A 23,189-nucleotide genomic window follows, 5' to 3' on the forward strand; every position below is an offset into this window, starting at 1 on the left:
AGCCCGGCCTGATCCAAACGACAGACCCTAGTCGGTAGACGGTGTGACGGCGGAGGTAGCGACTGTCGTGGTACCCGATCCACCGGGCACTGAGGGCGGCACATGTAGTCCCCTGGCCGGGGGCGCGTGGCACGGCGCTTACCTGGGAGGTTCGGAGGCAACGCTCATCCAGACCTCAAGGCAAACACGGTGTGTTCACGTGTGAACCTCGATGTCCGCCCCGCGCTGCGGCATCTCCCACGACGCCCGCCGGGCGGGTCGGGGGCCTCGGTCCTTGTGCCTGTACCCCCACTCGCCGCTTTAGAATTGTGGCGCAGCGTAAGCGAGTTCCGGGGGGACACATGGGTGGGTACTTCAAGGTCGAAGCCGACGATCTCAGTCGTCTGCTGAAAGACCTGCACGACAGTCAGGAGAACATGCGCAAGGCGCTCGCCGCCCTGAAGGACGTGGGGCCGAAGAGCACCGGCGCGGAGACACTCGACAACGCCTGCGACGAGTTCCACGACAGCTGGGACAACGCCATCAAGAAGATCGCCGACGGCACCCAAGCCATCGAGGAGAAGCTGAAGCAGACGAAGAGCAACTACGAGGCGGTCGAACACGCCCTGCGTGACACCTTCAACAAGGGCTCCAAGTAGCCCTGTTGAGCACGCTCTGCTCGTCCTTTCTTCTGCGCACACTTCCCTCCCGCGATCACTTCGGCAGGTATCTCATGAGTAATCAGAACTTCCCCGCGCTCGGCTTCAACCCCGCTCCCGGCCACCTGGAGAGTGTCGACGACCTCACCGGCAAACTCGATACCGCGACGCGCTCCCTGAGCTCCGCTCACTCCGTTCTGCACCGCCTCGGCAGGGGTACCGGAGTGTGGGAGGGCGAGGCTGCCCGCGCCTTTGCAGGACAGGTCGGAGACCTGCCGAAGTACGTGAGCGACAGTCGCTTCGCTGAGCTTCCCCGCTACGTCGGATGGTTGCGGCAGATCGGTGAAACCCTCACCTTCCGTTTCGCCGCGCAGCCCGAGGAGGCGTCCCGCACACCCACCGATGTCCGCTCGGTGTTCGGCTAGGAGAAGACCATGAACAGCTGCGCGAAGGTTTCGTTCCACACCACGACCCCCTCGAACAGTGAGCTCGGCGAATGCACTTTCCCTCTCAAATGGGTCGTCACGCCCTTTCGGGGTGAGCCACTCGCCTACGCTGCCGCAGGCACGCCCCCGAACTGGGCACTGCCTCCCGGCACCGAACCGCGCTACACCCTGTACCGCACGAAGGACACCTCAGAGCCCATCGTCATCCTCGTGGCAGAGGGAGAGCGGTTCATGGTCCTGACGCCCGACCACCAGATCCTGGCCGAACTCCGGCTGCCACCAGCCGAGCAGAAGTGGCGCCGCATCCATGAGATCGTACGGCCGAAGGAGCCCCTTCTGCGGGCCCGCGGAGCCTCCATCAGGTCGATCATCAAGTCGGTGCTCTACCTTCCCTTCATCGTTATCGAGTTCCTCCTCTCCTTGACCAACGGTGACATCGTCATCGACCCTCCGACCCGTACGGCCTGGAAAACCACCGGAGGAATGTGGAATCACACCGCACTCACGCAACGAATGGGCGCACCCGACTACCGCGTCTACGGCAAACACCTCGACCACCGCATCGCCTACGCCCAGTCGGTGGCAGGGCTCTGGCGAGCGGACAGGGACGACGACAGCTAGGACCGCATACTCCGCCCGCCAGGGCCCCGCGCTCCCTCCTTCAGGCGACGACGCGCCCCCGGCAGCCCTCGGTCCGATGCGCTCCAAGACGGCTTGTCAGCAAGGCACTTGCGGCCGTCCAAGGCGTTGTAACAGCTCCCTCCGGGAAGAGCGCAACCGCATCCACTCAGGAGGTCCGACCGCCCGGTGGGTCGGTTGAGCCGGGCAGGCCCGGTTCGCCTCCTCCCCCCCCGTGCCGTTCCCCAGCTGCCGACTGAAAGCTCGCCGGGCAGCTGGTGCGTTCCCCGAGCCGCCGTGACGCCCTGCCGGCGGTAGCGGTGAGCCCCGCGGGGGACGGTCGTGCGCCTGTTCAAGCTTTGACTCGAAGCCTCGCCAGACCGACTGATCTGGGGCCACCCCTCCGCCTCGAACGCGTTGCCGATCTGACTGTGTGGCTGCCCCATCATCGTCTCGCCCTGAAGGTGCTGACGCCCAGATCGGCGAGCCACCTGCGGATCTGTCGTTCAATCTCATAGCGGATCGGTCCAACGGCGCGGAGCCCTTGGTCGGCCGGTCGTCCGGAGCCGGGTACCCGCCGGAGCGCGACCACATCATCTTCGGCCTTCGAGTGCTTGTTACGCAGGGTGCTCAGCGTGTTCTCGTAACGGTGCGGCCTGCGGTGCGCGACCATACGGACGCCGACACAGGATCGGTCATCGGCGTCGTGCATGAGGGTGGGTTCTCGCCGGCCGGTAGCCCGCGTTGACTGCCGAGGGTCTGGTCAGGCGGTTCCCGCCGACGGGCGCCATGCGCGCTGCGAGCGCGGTCGCAGTGTTCGACACCACGAGACAAACCAACGTCAAGAGCAAGCAGCCAGTAGCCAGCAGAAGGAAAACCCCGAGACAGGAAGAAGGACGGACGTGTCCGGCAGCGAAAGCGAGAACCCAGTAATCCCTTCCCCGGCCCCCACGCCGACCCGGCCCAGGACGAACCGGGACTGGTGGCCGAATCAGCTGGACCTTCAGATTCTCCATCAGCATTCGTCCCGGTCCAATCCGATGGACGAGGACTTCACCTACGCAGAGGAGTTCTCGACCCTCGACGTCGACGCGCTGAAGCGCGACGTATTCGAGGTGATGAAGACGTCGCAGGACTGGTGGCCGGCCGACTACGGCCACTATGGGCCGCTCTTCATCCGGATGAGCTGGCATGCCGCGGGAACGTACCGCATCGCCGACGGCCGGGGCGGTGGCGGCGCCGGTGCTCAGCGCTTTGCGCCCCTCAACAGCTGGCCGGACAACGCGAGCCTCGACAAAGCGCGCCGTTTGCTCTGGCCGGTCAAGCAGAAGTACGGACGGAAAATCTCCTGGGCCGACCTTCTGGTCTTCGCCGGCAACTGCGCCATGGAATCGATGGGGTTCAAGACGTTCGGGTTCGGCTTCGGGCGGGAGGACATCTGGGAACCCGAGGAAATCTTCTGGGGGCCGGAGGACACCTGGCTCGGAGATGAGCGCTACACCGGCGACAGAGAACTCACCGGTCCTTTCGGTGCCGTCCAGATGGGACTGATCTACGTCAATCCGGAGGGGCCCAACGGCAACCCGGATCCGATGGCTGCCGCCAGGGACATCCGCGAGACATTCGGGCGGATGGCGATGAATGACGAGGAGACGGTGGCGCTCATCGTCGGCGGACACACGTTCGGCAAGTGCCATGGTGCGGTCGATCCCTCGTACATCGGCCCGGAGCCCGAGGCGGCTCCCCTCGAGCAGCAGGGCCTCGGCTGGCGGAACACGTACGGCAGCGGCAAGGGCGCCGACGCGCTCACCAGTGGGCTGGAGGGCGCATGGACCTCCCAGCCGACGAAGTGGGACAACGAGTACCTGGACAACCTGTTCCGGTACGACTGGGAGCTGACGACGAGCCCCGCGGGGGCGAAGCAGTGGACTCCCAAGGACGCCGCGGCCCAGAACACCGTGCCGGATGCCCATGACCCGTCGAAGCGGCACGCTCCCATGATGCTGACGACGGACCTCGGGCTGAAGGTGGACCCGATCTACGGACCGATCGCGAAGAGCTTCCACGAGAACCCGGACAAGCTCGCGGTGGCGTTCGCCAAGGCCTGGTACAAGCTGCTGCACCGTGACATGGGACCGCTCTCGCGCTACCTCGGCCCGTGGATCGCCGAGCCGCAGCTGTGGCAGGACCCCGTCCCCGAGGTCGATCACGAGCTGGTCGCCGACGACGACATCGCTGCCCTCAAGCGCAGGATCCTCGCCTCGGGACGGTCCGTCTCCCAGCTGGTCACCACCGCTTGGGCGGCGGCCTCAAGCTTCCGCGGCACCGACAAGCGCGGCGGGGCCAACGGGGCACGGATTCGCCTCGCGCCGCAAAAGGACTGGGAGGTCAACGACCTGCCCGAAGTGGCCGAGGTGTTGCAGACCCTCGACGAGATCCGGCAGGACTTCAACGGCTCACAGACCGGCGGAAAAAAAGTGTCCCTCGCCGACCTGGTCGTCCTGGGCGGATGTGCGGCCGTCGAGCAGGCGGCGAAGAACGCGGGGCACGACATCACCGTCCCGTTCACACCTGGGCGTACGGACGCCTCGCAGGAGCAGACCGACGTGGAGTCGTTCGCCGTGCTCGAACCCAGGGCGGACGGGTTCCGCAACTACCTCCGGGCGGGAGAGAAGCTGTCACCGGAGACGCTCCTGCTGGACCGCGCCAGCCTGTTGACGCTGACCGCTCCCGAGATGACGGTGCTGATGGGCGGTATGCGCGCCCTGAACACCGGCTTCGCAGGAAGCTCCCATGGTGTCTTCACGCAGCGGCCGGAGACATTGACCAATGACTTCTTCGCCACCCTGCTCGACATGGGCACGGAGTGGAAGGCGTCGGCAACGGCTGAGAACGTCTTCGAAGGCCGGGATCGCGTCACGGGCGAGGTCAAGTGGACCGCCACCGCCGTCGACCTCATCTTCGGTTCGCACTCCCAGCTCCGAGCCCTCTCGGAGGTCTACGCGTCCCAGGACGCGGGCGAGAAGTTCGTGCGTGACTTCGTCGCAGCCTGGGACAAGGTGATGAACCTCGATCGGTTCGACCTCGCCTGAGCCCGATGTCCCGGTCGGTCTGTCACAGTCATCGGCCGACCGGGACACCTCGGGTCCGGTCAGGGTGGCTGCGAGCGGTCCAGGAGGGCTCCACCCGCAACCACTTGGCCACCATGGCGCAACCGAGGAGGACGAGAGCGGTGCCGTGGAATTCTGCCGACAATTCGCTGAGAAGAATGTTCAGTGGAGGGTCGACCCAGTAATGACTCAGATTTCTATTCTGATTCCGCTCCCGATTCCCATGACTGTCGAATTTGCGCTGAGATCGGCTCAATGAGTGGCTCTCCTGGACCGGACCGGCGTGCTGCGGCAACGCTCCGAACCCGTCCTGTATCCCTAGGACGTTAGGCGAGGCGATGGACGGCTGGAGACGATGTTCGGGCGAAGGAAATTGCTCATGGCCGGTGCCATGGGGGCGCGGCCATGCTTCCACTGGGTGTTCTGGGAGCACACAGGTATGCGTCGTCGTCTCACGGGACAGGGTCGGGTCAAACCCAACGAAGCGATCTGCGCCTACACCAACCACGAGCGTTCGTCCATGCTCTGGTACCACGATCACGGCATGGGGATGACCACGTCAACGTCTACGCGGGCCTTGCCGGTCTCTATCTCATCCGTGACCCTGCCGACGAGCGGCTCGGGCTGCCGCGAGGTGAGTTCGAGGTCACGGCGGGGGCGGGCAGGGCGGCGGCCGCGGCCACGCTGACCACGGCGGTGGTCACGGCCACGGCCACTGACGGGATCGATCGACCCGCGTGTGCCGGTCCGTACCCACGCAGGCCGACAGGAATGCCTTCGTATGGATGTCAATTCTGAAGCATCATGACTGCCGTCGGCTGCCGCGGAGATGGCAGCATGCCGTCGCATGGCAGACGACAGTACGCGCAGGTTTCAGGCAGGCCAGACGGGGCTCATCGTCAGGGTCCCGGAGGCTGAGCCGGCCGTCCGCGCATGGCGTGAACGGTTCGATCCATCGGCCCGAGCAGGGGTTCCAGCACATGTCACGGTGCTTTTTCCGTTCCTGTCCGAGAGCAGGATGGCCCCGCATGTCTGCCTGGCTCTCGCTGGCTTACTCGGCAAGCATGGTGCCTTTGACCTGCGTTTTGAGCGCTGCGGGCGGTTTCCGGGGGTGCTGTATCTCGCTCCTGAGCCGGACGCGCAGTTGCGACGGCTCACTGAGGTGATCGCTGACCGGTGGCCCGAAGCTCCTCCCTATGGCGGCAAGTTCACCGGGATCGTTCCGCACCTGACCATCGCTGACGGCCAGGACGATGCTGTTCTGGATGAGGTTGAGGCCGAACTTCTCGGCCAACTCCCTTTTACGTCCCGCGTCTCGTCAGTTGTCCTCATGGTCCATGACGGCGCCAAGTGGCGAGAGCGAGCGTCGTTCGCGCTCTGTGAGTTAACGCTGGGATCACTGGCCGGAGACCTTGTGGACGGTGGTGTCGTCGGGGTCGAGCCGTCGCCCGTCCGCGGACAGTACTTCCAGTGCGCGGAGGCGATGTCCCTGTTGGCGGTCGACCAACTGTGAGTGGGGCTCGTCGGGGGCGAAGAAGTTCTCTTCGCCCCATTGCCGCAGTGCCACGATGACGGGGAAGAGTGCCTTGCCCTTCGGAGTCAGTACGTACTCGCGGTAGGCGCTGCCGTCCGAGGCGGGGACGGATTCGAGGACACCACCGGCGACCAGGGTGCGCAGCCGCGCGGTGAGGATGTTCTTCGCTACGCCGAGGCTGCGCTGGAACTCCCCGAAGCGCCGGCTTCCGTCGAAGGCGTCCCGCACGATCAGCAGGGACCACCAGTCGCCGATCGCGTCCACCGACCGGGCGACGGGACATTCACTGTCGTCGAAGCGCGTCCTGGTCACCATGGCGTCTCTCACTTTCTTGACGGTTGCAACATGCTACCAAGACACTTACTGTCGCCATTGGTAGCAAGATGAAACCAGATAGGGGGAGCGCTGATGCCCGGCAACGGTGAGGCCGTGACGCGACGGACCGAGGCCCGAAGCGGGGAGGGTCCCAGGGGCGTCCTGTCCCGAGGCGTCGTCCTACTGTTCGCCGTCGCCTGCGGGGCCGCGGTGGCCAACGTCTACTTCTCCCAGCCGCTCCTGGTGACGATGGGACAGGACCTCGCCATGAGCCCGGCACTCGTCGGCAGCGTGGTCACCCTCACGCATGTCGGATACGGGCTGGGGCTCTTCTTCCTCGTGCCGCTGGGCGACGTGGCCGACCGCAGACGGCTCATCGTGGCCCAGCTGCTGCTCCTGGTGGTGGCGCTGGTCGTGGTGGCCGCCGCCCATACGGCGGCCATCCTGCTCGTGGGCATGGCCGTGACGGGGCTTCTCGCGGTCGTCACGCAGACGCTGGTGGCCTTCGCGGCATCACTGGCCCCGCCCGCCGGGCGCGGACGGGTCGTCGGTCTGGTCACCAGCGGCGTCGTCATCGGCATCCTGCTCGCCCGCACCGCATCCGGCCTCATGGCCGATCTCGCAGGCTGGCGCTCCGTCTATCTCGCCTCGGCGTCGCTCACCGCGCTGCTCGCCCTGATCCTGTACCGAGTGCTGCCGCACCACAGCGACGCTCCGCCGACAACCCTGCGCTACGGACAGCTCCTGCGCTCCACGATCACCCTGTTCGGACGGGAACGACTGCTGCGGCTCCGTGCCCTGTTCGGTCTGCTGATCTTCGCCGCCTTCAGCACCCTGTGGAGCAGCGTCGCGCTGCCGCTCAGCGAGGCCCCGTACTTCCTGCCGCACAGTGCGATCGGGGCGCTGGGACTGATCGGTGTCGTCGGCGCCCTGGCCGCGACCCTAGCGGGCCGCCTCAACGACCGCGGACTCTCCGGGCGGACCACCGGCATCGCCCTGGCGCTGCTCGCCGCCTCATGGCTGCCCCTGGTTTTCACCCGCAGCTCGCTCTGGGCCCTGTGCGTCGGGGTGATCCTCCTCGACCTCGCCGTGCAGGCGGTCCATGTCACCAACCAGACCCTGATCTACGCGCTGCACCCGGACGCGGGCAGCCGGCTGATCGGCGGGTACATGGTCTTCTACTCGATCGGCAGCGCCACCGGCGCCATCGCCGCGACCTCCCTCTACGCGGTGGCCGGCTGGGGCGCCGTATGCGCACTGGGCGCCGCGTTCAGCTGCCTCGGACTCGCGCTGTGGGCTTTCACACGACACAGCATCGCGGACCCCGCCACCACCAAGAGGCCTTCTCGCAGTGAAGGTTGAGCGTTCTCGTTGAACCGTGTGTAGTTGCCGCGCCGCCGTCCTCCTCGCACATGACGCCGAGGAGGCCGGCGGCGCGGATCCGGTCCTGGTTCGTGATCAGTGCGGCTGGCTGTGGGTGGGGGATTCGGCGGCGGTTTTGAGGTCGCGCAGCCAGGCTTCGAGGCCCTGGCGGAGGAGCTTGGTCGCGGTGGGAACGTCGGCTTCGACCTCGGCGCCGGTGTGGGTCTCTTCGGTGCTCACGCGGACGCCGCCCTTGACCCTGGTGAAGTTCCACACGTGAACGCCGTCGATGCGCAGACCTTCGCCGAGCGCGGGGCCGGTCCAGCGGATGCAGGAGTGGTGCCTGAGCTGCTCGACGGTCGAGGTGATCTCAAGGCTGGTGGCGGGAGTTGTGGGGTTCGGGGGTACGGGGGTCGTCCAGCGGAACGCCGAACCCGCGCGGAACGGGCCGTGGTCGAGGCGTTTCATGGTCGTGACGGCGTCCTGCCAGTACGGCCAGCGCTCCACGGCGGTCTGAAGTTTCCAAATGGAGCGCAGTGGCGCGTGGATCACGGTCTCGGTCCGGTAGCGGACGAGGGCGTGGGGGTCGACGCCTTCCCCGCGGCAGGTGAGGGGCCTGGCGGTAGGAGAGGTGGTGGCTCCGGCTGGTGCGGCAGCGGTGCCGAGGGCTGCGACGGCGACGAGCGGGACAGCGAACAGGGCAGTGCGGATACGGGTGTTGGGGATGCCGGGCACGAGATCTCCCTTGTCAGTTGGTTGGTGGGCGGCGTTGTCCGTGGCGAAGCGTGTGTGCAGTCGGTGGGCGTCGGTCGTCAGTGGCTGTTTGTGCGCGCTGGGCGGGCGCGTACCGGTTGCGGACGTTGCTCGTGGCAGCAGTGCCTTGCCGATTCGGCCCGTGGTCGGTGGCGTGCGCGTTGGGTAGCCGTACTGCGCACCCCGCACTGGCTAGATCCTCTTGGGTTCGTTATAAGTTATAACCCAATGCGATGTGAGGGGGCAACAGGTGCGTGATAGCCTTTAACGCAATCTGGAAGGTGTAGCCATTTGGGTGGAGAAGGGGCCAGATCGTGGTGAAGGCGGACGCGGAGACGGACACGAGGACCCCGAGGGAGCGCTATCGCGCCCAGGTGCGTGCAGAGATCATGGAGCGCGCCTGGGAACAGATCGCCACGGCGGGCGCATCGGCGCTCTCCCTCAACGCCATTGCCAAGCAGATGGGCATGAGCGGACCCGCGCTCTACCGCTACTTCGCCGGCCGCGACGAGCTGATCACCGAACTCATCCGCGAGGCGTACCGGAGCCTCGCCGAGACCCTCCGCGCGGCCTCCACCACCGGCACCGACCTGGCCGGACTCGCACACGCGCTGCGCGGCTGGGCCCTGGAGGACGCCCAGCGGTATTTCCTCATCTACGGCACCCCCGTCCCCGGTTACCACGCGCCCGAGGACATCACCGGCATCGCCTCCGAGATCATGCGGACTCTGCTCGACGCGTGCACGGCGCTCGCTCCGGACGCCCCCGCGGCTCCGTTCAGCGCCCACCTCGAAGAGCACCGGGAGTGGGCCGACGGCCACCCCGCCCCGCCCGCGGCCCTCCACCGGGCCCTGGCTTTCTGGGCCCGGCTGCACGGCGTTCTGTCCCTGGAACTCGCCGGCCACTTCACCAACATGGGCTTCGACCCCGCCCTGTTCTTCGCAGCCGAACTGGACGGCCTGTTGGCACATCGGGCCTGACGTCGCGGTGCAAGGCCTGCTCGAAGCTCAGCCGCTTTGTCCCACGCCTCCGGCTTGGCTTGTGACCGCCGGGCACACCTACCGGCCGGACCCGCCTGCCCCACCGTGCCGGCCATGCACCCCGTGAGCCCGCTCCGCGATCCAGCCCGCCATCGCCCGTACGCCGACGCTGATGGCGCGCTCGTCCGGGGCGAAGTCGGGGTAGTGCGGGTAGCTGGTGGTGACGGGGGCGCCGGGGGCGCGGACGCCGAGGAAGGTGAACGTGCCGGGGACGCGGTCCAAGTAGAGGGCGAAGTCCTCGCCGCTGAAGGGAGGGAAGGCGGCATGGAGCTCGGTCACCGCGTCCCGGCCGAGTGTGCGCCGCAGGTGGTGCGCGAGCACGCGGGCGTCGCGTTCCGGGCAGACCATGGCCGGGAACGGCTCGGCGGGGAAGCTCAGCCCGGCCCCCGGGTGTGACGTGGCCAGGCGCCGGACGTCCTGCCGTACCTCCAGGTACCGCTCCGGAGGCCAACAGCGGTAGGACACACTCACCTTGGCCTCCTGCGCCCGGGCCCGGACTGCCACGAACTCGGCCAGCGGCCCGTGCGGAGTCTGGGCGTCGGCGACGATCCGCTCAAGGTCCGCGGGAGTCTGCGGCAGTTGCACCGTTGCGAGCGCGCCGATCTCGGCGGCCAGTCGCCGCGCAACATCGGGCGCGTCCGGCCCGGAGGCAGTCACCTCCGCCTTGTCCTGACCCGGCATCCCGAAGCCCGGGGTCACCGCGAACCGGCCGACGGGGAACGGCCCGCAGTGCAGCGCGTGAATCTCCGCCACGCGGGTGCGCTCCAGCACGCCCGTGTCGAGCAGCGCACGGGCCCCCGACAGGTTCTCCTCGGCAGGCTGGAAGAGGAATACCACCGTTCCCGCCAGTTGCCCGCGCAGCCGTGCCAGGACCTGTGCGACGCCGACGGCAACCGTGGTGTGGACGTCATGCCCGCAGAGATGGGCCGGTGCCGGACCGCCCCCCACGATGTCCTTGGGCGGTACGGCATCCATGTCCGCCCGATACGCGACGGTCCGGCCCGGACGTGAGCCACGCAGGATGCCGACGACACCATGGCCGCCCACCCCCGTGGTGACGGCCAGCCCGGCCGCCCGCAGCTCCCGGGCCACCACACCGGCGGTGCGCTGCTCCTGCCCCGGCCCCTCCGGATGCCGGTGGAGGTCCCGCCGCAGTTCGATCAGCCCCCGGTTCAGGCGGACCACCTCGGCGTCCACCGCCCGTTGCTCCACCGGCCGCTCCCACCCGCCGGCGACGGCCCTCCCCGCAGTTCCCCACACGACTCCCGCACCGGCTCCCGCCGCGCCGGCCAGTACCGTACGACGCGAGAGAGCGCGCCTCGTGGAGCGGTCCACTGTTCCCCCTTAGCGATCCTTCAGGTGGCCTCCGGATTGCCTGACGGGCTGTCGGCCCCCGGCACTGTAGGCCGGGGCTCCGTCGCGGCCAGGCAAGCGGAAGCCCGTGGAGGACACGATTGCCGCACGTACATGCCGTTGCCTATCCGGCGGTCCACCGCTTGGGAGTGGGGGTAACCCCAGCATGGGGGCCCATGCAGATCGGTCGCCACCCTCTATGCGTCGTGCGGATACCAACGCAGCTCGACGGTGTTGCCGTCCGGGTCGTTGACGTACAGGGACTGGCCCTCGCCGCGGGCACCGAAGCGCGGTCCGGGGCCGTCCACCACGGTGAACTCGCCCGAGTCGATGACCTCCTGCCAGTCGAGGGGCTCGACGACGAGGCAGAGGTGGTCGACATTGGAGCCTTCGCGGGGCCCCTGCACAAGGTCGATGATGGTCGTCGGGCTCACCCGCACGGAGGGGAAGGCCACAGCGCCCGCGCGCCAGTCGTCCACCCGAACCGGCTCCAGACCGAGCGGCCCGCAGTAGAAGGCGAGCGATCGTTCGATGTCGGCGACGGTCAGAACAAGGTGGTCGAAGCCGGTGACGCGCATGGGAGTTCCCCCGGGGACGTGCGGACCCCGGACAGGGCCCGTCGGATGGTTGCACAAGGAACGTATAGCCCCGGCCAGCGGGCGCGCGATCGGCCGTTGGTCCTGGTCCTCCGGTACTGGTCCACTCGACGGAGGAGGCCCCGGGGCAAGTAAGCACCCGGGGCCGAAACTCTCACTCAGATGGACGGTCGGGTCAGGCGCGAGGCCTTGGTGCTGAAGGTGTGGATGTTGCCGACGCCTTGGTGGTGCAGGCGCCTGAGGCGCAGGTGGTGAGCCAGGAGTCGAAGTCGGCGTCGTAGCGGGTGCCGATGTCGGTGTTGTAGACGGCATAGCCGCCGGCGTAGTCGCCGGTGCGGAAGTGTTCGAGCATGGTGGCGATGTCCTGGGGGTGCTTCTCGAACATGTAGCGGACCGCGAGGTAGCCCCAGGGATAGGTGCGGGTCACGTCGCTGTTGTCGTAGGTGCTCTGGAAGAGCGTGCTCAGCTTGTAGGTGTGTTTGCCGGCCTCGGTGACCGCTTCGGTGTTGGTGATTTTGCGGTAGCCGTACGAGATGTACTCGCCGAGGCCCTCGATCCACCAGATGTCCGGGACCGATGTCTGCTGGCCGAAGTCGCCCTTCATGTCGTCACGGGCGTCGAGGTAGTGCGTGTACTCGTGGTTGAGGTTCCAGATCCGGGCCGGGAAGCCGTTGTCGTCGCTCCGCTGGTACATGATCGACATGGGCTTGTTGTCGGGCTTGGCGGGGTCCCCGATCATGGTGATGCCGCCGTTGTTGGTGTCGACGCCGAAGATGGCCCCGGCATAGGTCTGGTAGTCCTTGCGGCTGCCGAACACGACGAGGTCGATGGTCGATTCGTACTGGCCGGGGATCGGACCGTTGTTCTTCACCAGGTTCTGTACGTACGCGCCCTGAGCCAGGACGCTGGCGCAGGTGGCGTCGAGTTCCTCGGGTGTGAGGGACTGCGCCTTGACGGTGTGGGTCGCGTCGCAGCTGTGAGTGGTCGGCAGGGCCGCCTTGGTCAGCTGGTCGGACAGGTCGCAGACGCCGAGGTACGAGCAGTTGGCCTTGTCGTAGGCGTCGGCCTGGGAAGCGACGGTGACCCACAGGGGCGCGGTCGGACCGGAGATCTTCGAGGCGTCCAGCAGGCCCTTCATGAGGGGCCGGACCTTCTCCTGGAGCGCGGCGTGTTCGACGTACCGGCCGACGTTCATCCCGGCGTTGGAGTCGAGGTAGGAGTTGTCGGTGCCCAGCATGTCCAGGTGGGCGAGGGCGAAGGTGTTGAGGGTGTCGATGATGCTGGGATCGGCCGTGACCGCCTTGACGTAGTCGGGGTTCCAGTTCCCGCGCCAGAGCGGGGTGTAGACGTCATTGACGGCGGCCAGCATGCTGGGGATGTCGTCGTAGGAGCTGTTGTACCCGCTCAGCACCTGCTTGTAGGTGGTCAGGTAGCGGCCCTGCTCGTTGGCGCTGTCCGAGAGGATGATGACCTCGCCCAGGACGTCGCCGTTGTCCGAAGTGACCTCCTTGGAGTGCGAGTTGGCGAAGAACGCGTCCAGGCCGCCCCGGGAGGCCGTCGCCAGGGTCGGGCCGTAGTCGCCGACGTCGTCCGGGTGGTTGGACTGCACGTAATAGCCCGCGCGCAGGAACAGCACGAGCTGCCAGGCGTGCTCCGAGTTGTTACCGGGATATGTGGTCGCCCTGCCCTGGAAGGCGTTGGCCACGGTGACCATCTGGTCCTCGCGGAAGACGTTGTACCCGTCCTTGCCGGTGACGCTGAACAGGGTGTTGACGCAGTCCGTGGTCGAGGCCTCGATGAAGGTGACCAGTTCGGGGCCGGTCCGGCTGCCGAAGTCGGACGGGCTGCACGCCGCCGCGGAACCGTGGTCCGCGCCCTTCCGGTGGCCCGCCGCAGTCGAAGAAGTGGGGGGACTCTTCGCGCTGAGCGGGGGAAGTTGGGCGATGCCACGCGGTTGGCCCTGAAGCGCGGACCTTTCGTTCGTGCCGACTGCCGGGCCGGTCGGCGGTACGGGGTGGGAGGCGGTCCGGGACGCGGGGACGAGCCGGTCGGCGGTCGGCGAGTGTGGGGCCGCCAGTGCCGGTGAGGCCAGCAGGCCGACGGTGGCGAGGCAGGCGGCCAGGCCGCCGGCCGCACATCTGGGCAGGGGGAAGCGGTAGCGCATCCATGCTCCTTCGTGGACAGATGCGCCTCGGGATCGAGCTGAGGCGTGAGTGGCACCTTCTCAGCGCACACCGATCGCGACAATAAGGTGTGACATAGCACCTGGGGTGGGTTCGTCATAACATCCGGGGAGGCGGGGATGGATGGGCGATGGCCCGCAACTGCCGTTCTGGAGCTGCGCGTTGGGTGGATTGCCTGGTGCTGAACCAAGTCCTACGGTCTGGTCACGCTCCAGGTTCGGGAGGCCCAGGTCCGGAAATGGGGGGACTGGGCGATGAGTGCCCGGTAGGCCGCGGCGGCGGAGCCGAAGAGGGTGTCGGCGACCTCGTCGGCGGCGCTTTCGCGGCGCCAGGCCAGCACATAGCGGCACCACAGGGGCGTGCCGACCAGCGGTTTGACGAGGACGTCGGGGATCGGCCGGAGCGTGGCCTGCACGATGGAGACACCGATTCCTTCGGCGATCATGTTCTGTAACTGCTGCTGATCGCCCAGGAATTCGTGCACCGCCGCCGGGGTGAATCCGGCCGCCCGGCACGCCGCGTAGAACACTCCCGGCCAGCCGGCCCCGTCGTCCGGGGTCAGAAACCATGCGTCGTCGGCCAGATCGGCGAGCGTCACTTCGGGGCAGTGCCGGAGCCGGTGGCCGGCCGGCAGGGCGACGAAGGACGGTTCGGTGACGATCCCGCGGTGTGTGACGGTGGCTGAGTGCCGTAGTTCCCGGCCGGGGTAGTCCGCGGCGATGGCGGCGTCCACCTCGCCGTGTTCCAGCAGCTCGACGATCTCCGAGGAGGGATAGACGCTGCTTACGGTGAGCGCCAGCTCGGGCAGTTGACTGCGGAGCCGGATGAGCATGCCGGCCAGGACCGGCGAGTTGGTTGCCGCCAGGCGGAGGGGCCGGCGGGTTCTCGTACCGTCCGGGGCGGGCCGGCGGCCGATCGCCGCGGCGCGGGCCAGTACGTCACGGGCCTGCGCCAGGACCTCCGTGCCGTACCGCGTCAGTTCCACACCCGAGGTGTTCCGGACGAACAGCGGATGGCCGAAGTGCTGCTCGATCCGCTGGAGTTGGGTACTCATGGCCGGTTGTGAGTACCCCAGGTCCGAGGCGGCCCGGCCCACGCTCCCGGCGTCGGCGATCGCACACAGCACCCTCAGGTGCCGAAGCTCCAACTCCATGCCCGCACTCCTCCCGTCCGCGCAGCTGCTGTCCGTGCCGTCCCGTGCCATCACGGGGCGGTGCCGGGCGCGCGGCCCTCGTCCGACTGTTCGACGTGGAAGCCCACCTCATCGTTCTCGGGCCGCTCGCGCCAGAGCCGGGAGCTTCTTCGCGACGTAGGAGACCTCGAAGCGGACGCGCTGCACGTGCGCCAAGGGGCGGCCCGCGTCTGCGAGCCGCCCCTTGGACGGTGCTTTCCCTTAGTGGTTGCGCCAGTTCGCGGTGCGTCAGTTCGTGGTGTGCCGGGCGCGTGGTGCGTCAGTCGGTGGTGAGTGCCCGTGGGGTCTCGGCCAGGGTCTTTTTGCCGTCCCGGTCGGTGATCACGAGCCGTGGAAGCCAAGGCCCCTTGTGGTCGTAGGCGTGGGTGACGGCCGCCTCGTCCGTCTCCCGCTGGGTGCCGTCGCCGAAGTACCAGTGGTAGCGGTATCCGGTGGCGGGTGCCGTGCCGTCCACCGTGACCGACAGGGGCACCTCACTGCCGACGTGCGCGTGCTCGGGGACCTTGAGCTGGGCCCGGGGGCCCTGCCGGGGGAGGTGGAACCACTCGCGCAGGCTCGGGTTGAGGAGGAAGGACTCGGCGTACTGCCGGGCGCCCTCGATGTCGGGGTGGCCGACGGCCGCGCTCAGACACTGCACCGGAGTGGCGCTGAGCTCGGGGCAGGCCCGTGTGCGCAGCGGGAACGCCGGGTCGGTCACCGGGGTGCCCCAGACCTTGGAGTCCGGGGTGAGCACGGCATTGTCCACGGTGAAGAGTCCGTCGGCCGCCGTCGCGTACGGGCCGTCCGAGGACGCCTTGTTGGCGGCGGTCGCGGCCTGCCGGTAGGCGGCATTGGCCAGTTGGGTGTACTGCTCGTAGCGCTCGGACACCCTGCCGAGGGCGCCCTTGCAGGAGAGCAGCCGCGCCGCGGTGATGCCCGGGACCGAGCAGCGCTTCAGCGGGATCGGGGAACTGCTGCGGCTCAGCGCGTAGTAGAAGTCGGCCACGAGCACCTTCGGGTGCCCCGGCAGGGAGTGGGCCTTCTCGATGGCCGCCTGCATGCCGCGTCCGCCGTAGCCGACCTTCGCACCGCTGAAGTAGGGCACGTCCTTCGCCGGGTTCTCCGGGGCCGCGCCGACGCCGGAGCACTCGCGCTTGACCGCCTCGGGCAGGTGCTCCGAGCCGGGGGTGATACCGACGCCGATGCCGAAGAAGGGGTCGAGGTCGTTGATGCACCCGTTGATCACGACCAGATCGAGGCCGTAGCCGCCCGCCCGTGCCTGTGCGCCCGCCTTCTCCAACTGGCAGAACACATCCGGCATTTGCTGGGTGACCTCGCCGAACTCCATCTCCCCGTCGCCGTCCGGGTCCTGCTTCTCCGTGCTGCGCAGACAGGCCGCGTCCTTGTTGCCCGCGGGCAGCTCGGGTGCGTCGAGCACCGCGCCGGAGATCGAGTAGTCCAGCTGCTGATGGCCCCGGCCGGTCTCCCGGCCGAGCATCTGACCCGTCAGATAGGGGAACTTCTGGTCGTGGTCCAGGCCCTGCCCCCAGACCACCGAGTCACCGACGGAGGCCACCCGCACCGGGTCGCATCCGCGGCGTAGGGTGTCCCGCCATACCTTGCCGTAGCGGCCGGGCTTTTCGTCCTCGGCGGAGGCGGCCGTACGGGCGTCGATCTGCAACGCGGTCTCGGTTGCCGGCACCTGGTCGAAGGGGATGTCGAACGTCGCCGTGCCGACACCGGCGGTCATGGCGAGACGCCCGCCGGCCAGCTGCTTCGCACCGGCGCGTACCCGCCACTCCACGGTCGCTCCGCCCTTCGCCGCGGCGGGGTCGTAGACCTGCACCCGGCCGTGCACAGGGCCACTGCATACCGGATTCGGGGTCATGTCCACGTCGAGGACGAGGGGGAACGCCGATCCCGGCAGGGCGCCGGCCTGGGCCACGGCGGGGTGTCCGCCGAGGAGCTGGCCGAGGAGTACCGCGACCGCGCCGACCGCCGCGAAACGCCCCGCCGCCCGTGCGCGAGGGGCCCGGGCGTCCACCCCCGGCCCGCTCGGGACGGGGCTCGCGCCGGTCCCCGTCCGCTGTCGCACAGCCCGCCACGACCACGCTAACTTCACGCCAACACCCCTGATTTCGCCGTCATTTCGGTGCGTGCGGAATCAGCTGGATTCCGCATCGGTAGGGATCATGGCAGTCGGGAGGGCGGCATGGTCAGCGGGTGGGGTTCCGTACCGAGTGAAACTGATCACTTACCGGTAGTCATGGGGCTCGGGTGGGCGCGGCGCGGCCGGGGATCGACGCGCCTGCGCCAAGGCGGTGGTGGGGGAGTGGGTGCGGCGGTGGTGAGGGGGTCAGCCCGCCACGGTGTTCTCCGCGCGGGACAGGGCGACTTCGAGTACGACCAGCAGGGCGTCCCGGACCGAGCCCGTGTTGCGGGCGTCGAAGACGACCAGCGGGACGTGGTCGGAGACGTCCAGCGCCCAGCGCACCTCATCGAGGTTGTGGTGGACTTCGCCGTCGAACGCGTTGACGGCGACGGCGAAGGGGATGCCCTTGTGCTCGAAGTAGTCGACCGCGGCGTAACAGTCGTCCAGGCGGCGGGTGTCCACGATGACCAGACCGCCGAGCGCGCCCTCGACCACGTCGTCCCACATGAACCCGAAGCGGTCCTGGCCCGGCGTGCCGAACAGATAGAGCTTCAGCGTCGGGTCGATGGTGATGCAGCCGAAGTCCATGGCGACCGTGGTGGTGGTCTTGCCGGGGGTGTGGGTGAGATCGTCCACGCCCGCCGCGACCTCGGTGATGGCGGCCTCCGTGGTCAGCGGCCGGATCTCGGAGATCGCGCCGACGGCCGTGGTCTTGCCGACGCCGAAGCCGCCGGCGATGACCAGCTTGACCGGTACCGGCGGCTGTTCAACCGCTGTCACGGAGTGTGTCCCGTGAGTCGGGGACGGCACGGAGACCATCAATTACCCTTCGCAGTACGGAAATATCCTGGGTTGTGCCGACGTCCGGGACGTGGACCGCCAGATGTCCGGCGGCGCGCAGGTCCTCCGCCAGCACCCGGACCACGTTCAGGTGCAGGCGCAGCCGCGCGGCCAGTTCCGCCACCGACTGCGGCCGTCGGCAGGCGGCCACGATGTCGTGTTGTTCGAAGGCGAGCGAGCCCAGGGCGGAGAGTCCGGACGAGGTCGCCACGACCTGGGTCTCGACCGGGAGCGGTGGGCCGGTGCCGCCCCCCGCCACCCGGCCGGCGGTCAGCAGGAACGGCCGGATCGCGGGCGCACGGCCGACCGGCTCCGACGGGCCCGGGGCGCTGCCCTCCCCCAAGCTCTCGGCTCCTCCCCCACTCTCGGCTTCGCCCGAGCGGGGGGACCCCCATGAGCAGGGGGGACCCCCACCCTCGTCCGGTCCTGGTTCACCGGCGGCCATCATGATCCTCTTCTCAGCACCTTGATCCCGCCTCCGCGGAGTGGAACGGTCAGCGGGCCGGTGTGGCGCCGGCGTTCTTCTTGAGCTCCAGCACCAGCTGGGGGGTGAGCGCGCTCCCGGCCCGGTTGGCGAAGAGGGTCATCTCGTAGGCGATGTTGCCGAGCTTCGCCTCCTTCGAGGTCACCACGCCGAGGACGGCGCCGCAGCCGATGGCCGACACCAGGACATGGCCGTTCTCCAGGTCGATGATGACCTTGTTGAGACCGCCCAGGCCGTAGTTGCCGGACGCGCCGGCGGCCAGGCTCGTGACACCCGACACGATCGCCGCGAGCCGCTCGGAGTCGGCTTGCTCACGCAGTTGGGAGACCGCGATCAGCAGTCCGTCGGAGGACACCGCGATGGCGTCGACGACACCGGCGGTCTGGGTGGCGAACCGGTCGAGCAGCCAGGTGAAGTCGGCCGCGGCAGCGGTCAGATCCATGGGTTCCGCACGCTCGGAACCGCTCTTACCTGTCGGCGTGTTCACTGCCCGACTCCTTCCGGGGTTGCTGGTGTGGCGAGGACGCTGAGTCCCTCGGGGGCGGAGCGGTTTCCTGCTCCGCCCGGCGTACGGCGGCTTCGAATTCGTCGAGTTCCGAGCGGACCGCGTCGGCGTCGACCGGCGTCCGCACGTCCTGGGCCGCTCGGTCGGGCGGCGGGGTGGTCATGGTGAGCGTCGCACCCCGGACCCGACGTCGCAGCGGGCGGGCGGAGTCCGCCGGCCGCGGCCCGGACGCGGCGCCGGCTTCTTCCTCGTCCGTACGCTGCGGGAGGCGCCGGGGGAGCTCGCCTGGCTGCGCCGGGGCGGTGGACCGCCGCTCGGGCAGGGTGGCGGGGGTCCGCACCGGCAGGGGAGTGGCCGGGGCCGGCTCGGGCTCGGGGGCGGTGGACTCGGGCTCGGGCTCGGGGGTCGCCGGGGGAGCCGACGCGGCCCGGTCCCCGGTGACGTCCGCTGCCGTGGACGGGGTGCCGGCGGGCTGCACGGCCAGCAGCAGCGCGGCGGGGAGCCAGACGGTGCCGGTGACGCCGCCGCCCGGGGTACGGCTCAGGGTGACCCGGATGCCCGAGCGGCGGGCGAGGCTGCCGACCACGAACAGGCCGAGGACCTTGGTCGGTACGAGGTCGAGCCGCTCCCGGCGGATCAGCCGGGCGTTCTCCTCGTCGAGCCGTTCCGCGCTCAGGCCGAGGCCGTGGTCGATGATCTCGATCAGCGCGCCGCCGTCCGCGGTGATGTCGGTGCCGGGCCGGACGACCACCTCGACGGGGGTGTCGGACGGCGAGAACGAGACCGCGTTCTCCAGCAGTTCGGCGAGCAGCAGCGTGAGGTCGTCGACGATGTCGGGTCCGACGGTGACCTCGGTCTCGGACCGCAGGGACACCCGCTGGTAGCCCTCGATCTGGCCGAGCCCCGCCCGGATGACGTTGACCAGGGTGGTCGGCCGCGCCTCCACCTCGGGGTCCCGGATTCCGGCGAGCAGCATCAGACTGTCGGCGTTGCGCTGGAGGCGTACGGCGATGTGGTCGATGCGGTACATCCGCTGCAGGACGTCGGGGTCGGTCTCCTCGCGTTCCACGGCGTCGATCAGCATCAGCTGGCGCGAGGTGAGGTTGCTGACCCGGCGTCCGACGTTGCCGAACATCTCGGCGACGTTGCGGCGGCTGAGCACCTGCCGCTCCAGCAGCGCCGCAGCGGTGACCTGCACCTGGTTGAACGCCTCGGCCAGGTGGCCGATCTCGTCGCGGACCGGGACGGGGATCGGCTGCGGCCGCAGCGGGGCGCGCTCCGGCGACTCGTCGTCCTCGACCCTGGCGAGCTCCTCGCCGGCCACGTCGACGACCTGCTCGGCGGCGCCGGTCAGGGCCGTCAGGGGGCGGACCACCGAGCGCCGGACCAGCACGGAGAAGGTGAGCCAGGAGGTGAAGCCGAGCAGGGCGAGGCCGAGCATCGCCAGCGCGTTGCGCAGGGCGCTCGCGGAGAGGCTGTCGGCCTCGTCGGCGATCTGCTCGATCAGCGTCCGGGTGATGTCGAGACGGGCGCCGGCCTGCCGGGTTCCGGCGGCCATCGCCTTGCGCAGCTGCTGCGGGCTCTGGCCCTGGAGGGAGCCGGGGTCGATCTGGAGCTCCGCGAACTGGGCCTCGATGCCGTTCTCCTCGGCATCGCGCTCGATCCCGCCGAGGCGGAGCATCTGGTCCGGGTCGGCGATCCGGCCGAAGCGTTGCGTCTGTTCGTCGTAGAGCTTGTGGGCGCCGACCGCGCGGGTGTACTCGGTGAGCGCGTTGGCGTCCCGCGTCTGGGCGGAGAACACCCCGCTCTCGAAGGCCGCGTGGGCGGCGTCGGCGCGCAGCACCGTGTCGAGAAGGTTCGTGACCGAGGACGACGAGGTGCCGACGAAGCGGTCCAGGCCGATGCCGTCGATCAGGTAGTCGACCGCGGCGGCGTACGCGGGGTCGATGCCGGCGGCCGGAACCGAGCCCCGCTCGGCCTTGTCGCGCAGCACCGCGAGGCCCCGGATGTAGTCGAGGGCCCGCGCCTCGTCCTTCGGCAGGCCCGGCCCGAACGCGGACTGCACGGCGGTGACCTGTTCATCGGTCGCCTGCTGCGCCCGGCGGTAGGCGGCGGTGGACGGCAGGGCGGCACCGGGCCGGGTCGACTCCTGTTCCACGGACAGCAGCAGCGCCTGCCGGTGTTCGGCCTGGATGTCGTTGATCAGCCTGGTGACCTGCTCGCTGTCCCGCACCAGCTCCGAGGTCCGGTCGGCGTCGAGGGCCTTGTTCATCTGCGTGGTGACGCCGATGCCCAGCAGTACGCCGACGACCGCGACCGGCGCGATCACCAGCACATTGAGCTTCCGCCGGAACGGCCACCGGTCCAGAAGCGCGCTCGTCTGCGGACCGAACCACGGCCTCATCGGTGAACGCCGGGACCGGTCCGGTTCGTGTGACGGGTCCACTGTGTCCACAGACACCCAGGCCTCCTTACGACGTGCTCCTGAGCGGTGACCGAGGTGTTGTTGTTGCCGACCGCTGACGATGGGGGGAAAGTGACGCTTTGTGGGTTTCGCTCGAACGCGAACGAAAAGATTGCGCCACATGCCCGACCGGCCGTGAACACTACCGCTTGTGCACGCGCATGCAACACATGACGACCAATGGCCAGGTGGTATTCAAGTCTTTGTCATGTTTGGCCCGTTGCCTCCCCGGCGGAGAGCAGTGCCGACGGATGGGATGATTGGCCGGATTCCGCGGGGAGCGGGGCGCACGGAGCGGCCCGTTCCGCACCGGGAACGTGTGCCGGAGGGATGCGCCATTCGTTCCCGAAGGCGGCTGCTCCGCCGAGCACCGCCACCCGTAACCTGTCTCCCCCCACCCCGAACCCGTATCCTCATCCCGCCCTGCGAGGAGACCCGTGCACCCCACCCGCAAGGCGGTCGTGACCGCCGCCGCACTCCTGGTCATGGCCACCTCCGCCGGCTGTGAACCCGGCGCCGCCGCCACCGCGTCCCACCGGGACTCCTCCGCCGAGCCCGGATGCCCCACGGTCCTGTCGAAGGCCAAGCAGGCGGTCAAGAAGGCCGAAGCGGTCAACGCGCCCTGGCGGGGACCCACCACCGGACCCAAAGCCGTCCACGGCAAGACCGTCGTCTACATAGCTCAGACCCTGACCAACCCCGGCGTCGCCGGAGTCGCCCAAGGTGTCCAGGAAGCCGCCAAGATCGCCGGATGGCACGCCCGCACCCTCAACGGCCAGGGCACGCCTGACGGTCAGCGGGCCGCGTTCAAGCAGGCGCTCCGTCTCAAGCCGGATGGCATCGTCATCAGTGGTTTCGACCCCGGTGTCGCCCCGGCAGAGGTCAAGAAGGCGAATTCTGAGGGAATTCCGCTGATCGGCTGGCACGCCGCCCCGGCTCCCGGCCCCAGCAAGGAACCGAAGCTCTTCAGCAACGTCACCTCCCGGGTCGAGGATGTCGCGAAGATCAGCGCCGACTGGATCATCGCCCGGTCCAACGGGCGCGCGGGCGTCGTCCTGTTCACCGACGCCACGGTGCCGTTCGCGAAGCACAAGTCCGATCTGATCAAGAAGGAACTCGCGACCTGCTCAGGCACCAAGCTGCTGAGCTACACGAACCTGCCCATTCCCGAGGTCAACCGCCGGTCCATCAAGGAAGTCCGCTCCCTGATGTCCCGCTTCGGCAGCAAGTGGACCTACTCCGCCGCCATCAACGACCTGTACTTCCAGCACGCCGCGCCCGCGCTGCGCGCCGCGGGCAAGGACGGCGCCGGCGCCCCGTTCAACATCGGTGCCGGTGACGGCGATCCGTCGGCCTTCCAGCGCGTCAACGGCAAGGAGTTCCAGGCCGCCACCGTGCCCGAGCCGCTCTCCGAACAGGGCTGGCAGATCGTCGACGAGTTCAACCGCGCCTTCACCGGCGCCCCGGACAGCGGGTACGTCGCCCCCGTCCACATCGCCACCGCTACCAACAGCGGCGGCGCACTGTCCTGGGACTCCGAGGGCTACCGCCAGGCCTACCGCAAGATCTGGGGCGACTGACCTCTGGACCCGTGCCGCCCGGCAGGCGCGCGGCTTCCCGGGCCG

General features: G+C 68.8%; 19 protein-coding genes. 8 read left to right on the forward strand and 11 right to left on the reverse strand.

What is annotated here, in order from left to right; translation table 11 throughout:
* Positions 1-341 precede the first annotated feature (341 nt).
* The 5 genes from CP981_RS33735 to CP981_RS33760 all read left to right on the forward strand — a co-directional run bounded on the left by CP981_RS33735 (position 342) and on the right by CP981_RS33760 (position 6,325).
* Positions 342-638: a WXG100 family type VII secretion target gene (locus CP981_RS33735; protein ID WP_085922390.1), complete on the forward strand. Its 297-nt coding sequence runs from the start codon at positions 342-344 to the stop codon at positions 636-638.
* 74 nt (positions 639-712) lie between these two features.
* Positions 713-1,063 carry a hypothetical protein gene (locus CP981_RS39000; protein WP_244329912.1) on the forward strand — a complete coding sequence of 117 codons (351 nt, stop codon included), beginning with the start codon at positions 713-715 and terminating at the stop codon, positions 1,061-1,063.
* Positions 1,064-1,294: 231 nt separating this feature from the next.
* Positions 1,295-1,705 (forward strand): hypothetical protein, encoded by a 411-nt coding sequence (locus CP981_RS33745; RefSeq protein WP_143658806.1) that lies wholly within the window; start codon positions 1,295-1,297, stop codon positions 1,703-1,705.
* An 899-nt stretch (positions 1,706-2,604) separates the two neighbouring features.
* Positions 2,605-4,794 carry a catalase/peroxidase HPI gene (gene katG / locus CP981_RS33750; RefSeq protein ID WP_085922387.1) on the forward strand — a complete coding sequence of 730 codons (2,190 nt, stop codon included), beginning with the start codon at positions 2,605-2,607 and terminating at the stop codon, positions 4,792-4,794.
* A gap of 865 nt (positions 4,795-5,659) precedes the next feature.
* Positions 5,660-6,325, forward strand: a complete 666-nt coding sequence (locus CP981_RS33760) for a 2'-5' RNA ligase family protein (protein WP_143658805.1) — start codon at positions 5,660-5,662, stop codon at positions 6,323-6,325.
* Here the strand turns inward: CP981_RS33760 and CP981_RS33765 are convergent.
* The gene (locus CP981_RS33765; RefSeq protein WP_085922386.1) at positions 6,209-6,661 is read right to left on the reverse strand and encodes a winged helix-turn-helix transcriptional regulator; all 453 of its coding nucleotides are present in this window, start codon (positions 6,659-6,661) and stop codon (positions 6,209-6,211) included. The genes CP981_RS33760 and CP981_RS33765 overlap by 117 nt on opposite strands.
* A 93-nt stretch (positions 6,662-6,754) precedes the next feature.
* Here CP981_RS33765 and CP981_RS33770 point away from each other — a divergent pair, with 93 nt between their 5' ends.
* Positions 6,755-8,023, forward strand: coding sequence for an MFS transporter (locus CP981_RS33770; RefSeq protein WP_208853018.1), 1,269 nt, complete (start codon positions 6,755-6,757; stop codon positions 8,021-8,023).
* 96 nt (positions 8,024-8,119) lie between these two features.
* Here CP981_RS33770 and CP981_RS33775 read toward each other — a convergent pair whose 3' ends face one another.
* Positions 8,120-8,758, reverse strand: coding sequence for an SRPBCC family protein (locus CP981_RS33775; protein ID WP_085922385.1), 639 nt, complete (start codon positions 8,756-8,758; stop codon positions 8,120-8,122).
* Between the two features lie 332 nt (positions 8,759-9,090).
* On the opposite strand from CP981_RS33775, the gene CP981_RS33780 reads away from it, so the two are divergent.
* Positions 9,091-9,756 carry a TetR/AcrR family transcriptional regulator gene (locus CP981_RS33780; RefSeq protein WP_244329913.1) on the forward strand — a complete coding sequence of 222 codons (666 nt, stop codon included), beginning with the start codon at positions 9,091-9,093 and terminating at the stop codon, positions 9,754-9,756.
* A 78-nt stretch (positions 9,757-9,834) separates the two neighbouring features.
* Here the strand turns inward: CP981_RS33780 and CP981_RS33785 are convergent, their stop codons facing one another.
* From CP981_RS33785 to CP981_RS33825, 9 genes are all read right to left on the reverse strand, one after another.
* Positions 9,835-11,028 carry a M20 metallopeptidase family protein gene (locus CP981_RS33785; protein ID WP_244329914.1) on the reverse strand — a complete coding sequence of 398 codons (1,194 nt, stop codon included), beginning with the start codon at positions 11,026-11,028 and terminating at the stop codon, positions 9,835-9,837.
* 338 nt (positions 11,029-11,366) lie between these two features.
* Positions 11,367-11,747: a VOC family protein gene (locus CP981_RS33790; protein ID WP_085922382.1), complete on the reverse strand. Its 381-nt coding sequence runs from the start codon at positions 11,745-11,747 to the stop codon at positions 11,367-11,369.
* Between the two features lie 193 nt (positions 11,748-11,940).
* Complete coding sequence (locus CP981_RS33795; RefSeq protein WP_085922381.1) at positions 11,941-13,929, reverse strand: collagenase; 1,989 nt, start codon at positions 13,927-13,929, stop codon at positions 11,941-11,943.
* Between the two features lie 212 nt (positions 13,930-14,141).
* Complete coding sequence (locus tag CP981_RS33800) at positions 14,142-15,101, reverse strand: LysR family transcriptional regulator (RefSeq protein ID WP_085922380.1); 960 nt, start codon at positions 15,099-15,101, stop codon at positions 14,142-14,144.
* A gap of 298 nt (positions 15,102-15,399) precedes the next feature.
* The gene (locus tag CP981_RS33805; protein ID WP_244329915.1) at positions 15,400-17,214 is read right to left on the reverse strand and encodes a PKD domain-containing protein; all 1,815 of its coding nucleotides are present in this window, start codon (positions 17,212-17,214) and stop codon (positions 15,400-15,402) included.
* 261 nt (positions 17,215-17,475) lie between these two features.
* The gene (locus CP981_RS33810; protein ID WP_085922379.1) at positions 17,476-18,090 is read right to left on the reverse strand and encodes a GTP-binding protein; all 615 of its coding nucleotides are present in this window, start codon (positions 18,088-18,090) and stop codon (positions 17,476-17,478) included.
* Positions 18,038-18,454 carry a DUF742 domain-containing protein gene (locus tag CP981_RS33815; RefSeq protein WP_085922378.1) on the reverse strand — a complete coding sequence of 139 codons (417 nt, stop codon included), beginning with the start codon at positions 18,452-18,454 and terminating at the stop codon, positions 18,038-18,040. The genes CP981_RS33810 and CP981_RS33815 overlap by 53 nt, the downstream gene beginning before the upstream one ends.
* 151 nt (positions 18,455-18,605) lie before the next feature.
* A complete protein-coding gene (locus tag CP981_RS33820) occupies positions 18,606-19,037 on the reverse strand; it encodes a roadblock/LC7 domain-containing protein (protein ID WP_425282226.1) in 432 nt (143 codons plus the stop codon).
* A gap of 25 nt (positions 19,038-19,062) precedes the next feature.
* A complete protein-coding gene (locus CP981_RS33825; protein ID WP_085922458.1) occupies positions 19,063-21,429 on the reverse strand; it encodes a sensor histidine kinase in 2,367 nt (788 codons plus the stop codon).
* Positions 21,430-22,001: 572 nt separating this feature from the next.
* Here CP981_RS33825 and CP981_RS33830 point away from each other — a divergent pair.
* Complete coding sequence (locus CP981_RS33830) at positions 22,002-23,144, forward strand: substrate-binding domain-containing protein (protein WP_085922376.1); 1,143 nt, start codon at positions 22,002-22,004, stop codon at positions 23,142-23,144.
* The last annotated feature ends 45 nt before the right edge of the window (positions 23,145-23,189 follow it).

Origin of the sequence: Streptomyces platensis, from assembly GCF_008704855.1 — a bacterium.
GTDB lineage: Bacteria > Actinomycetota > Actinomycetes > Streptomycetales > Streptomycetaceae > Streptomyces > Streptomyces platensis.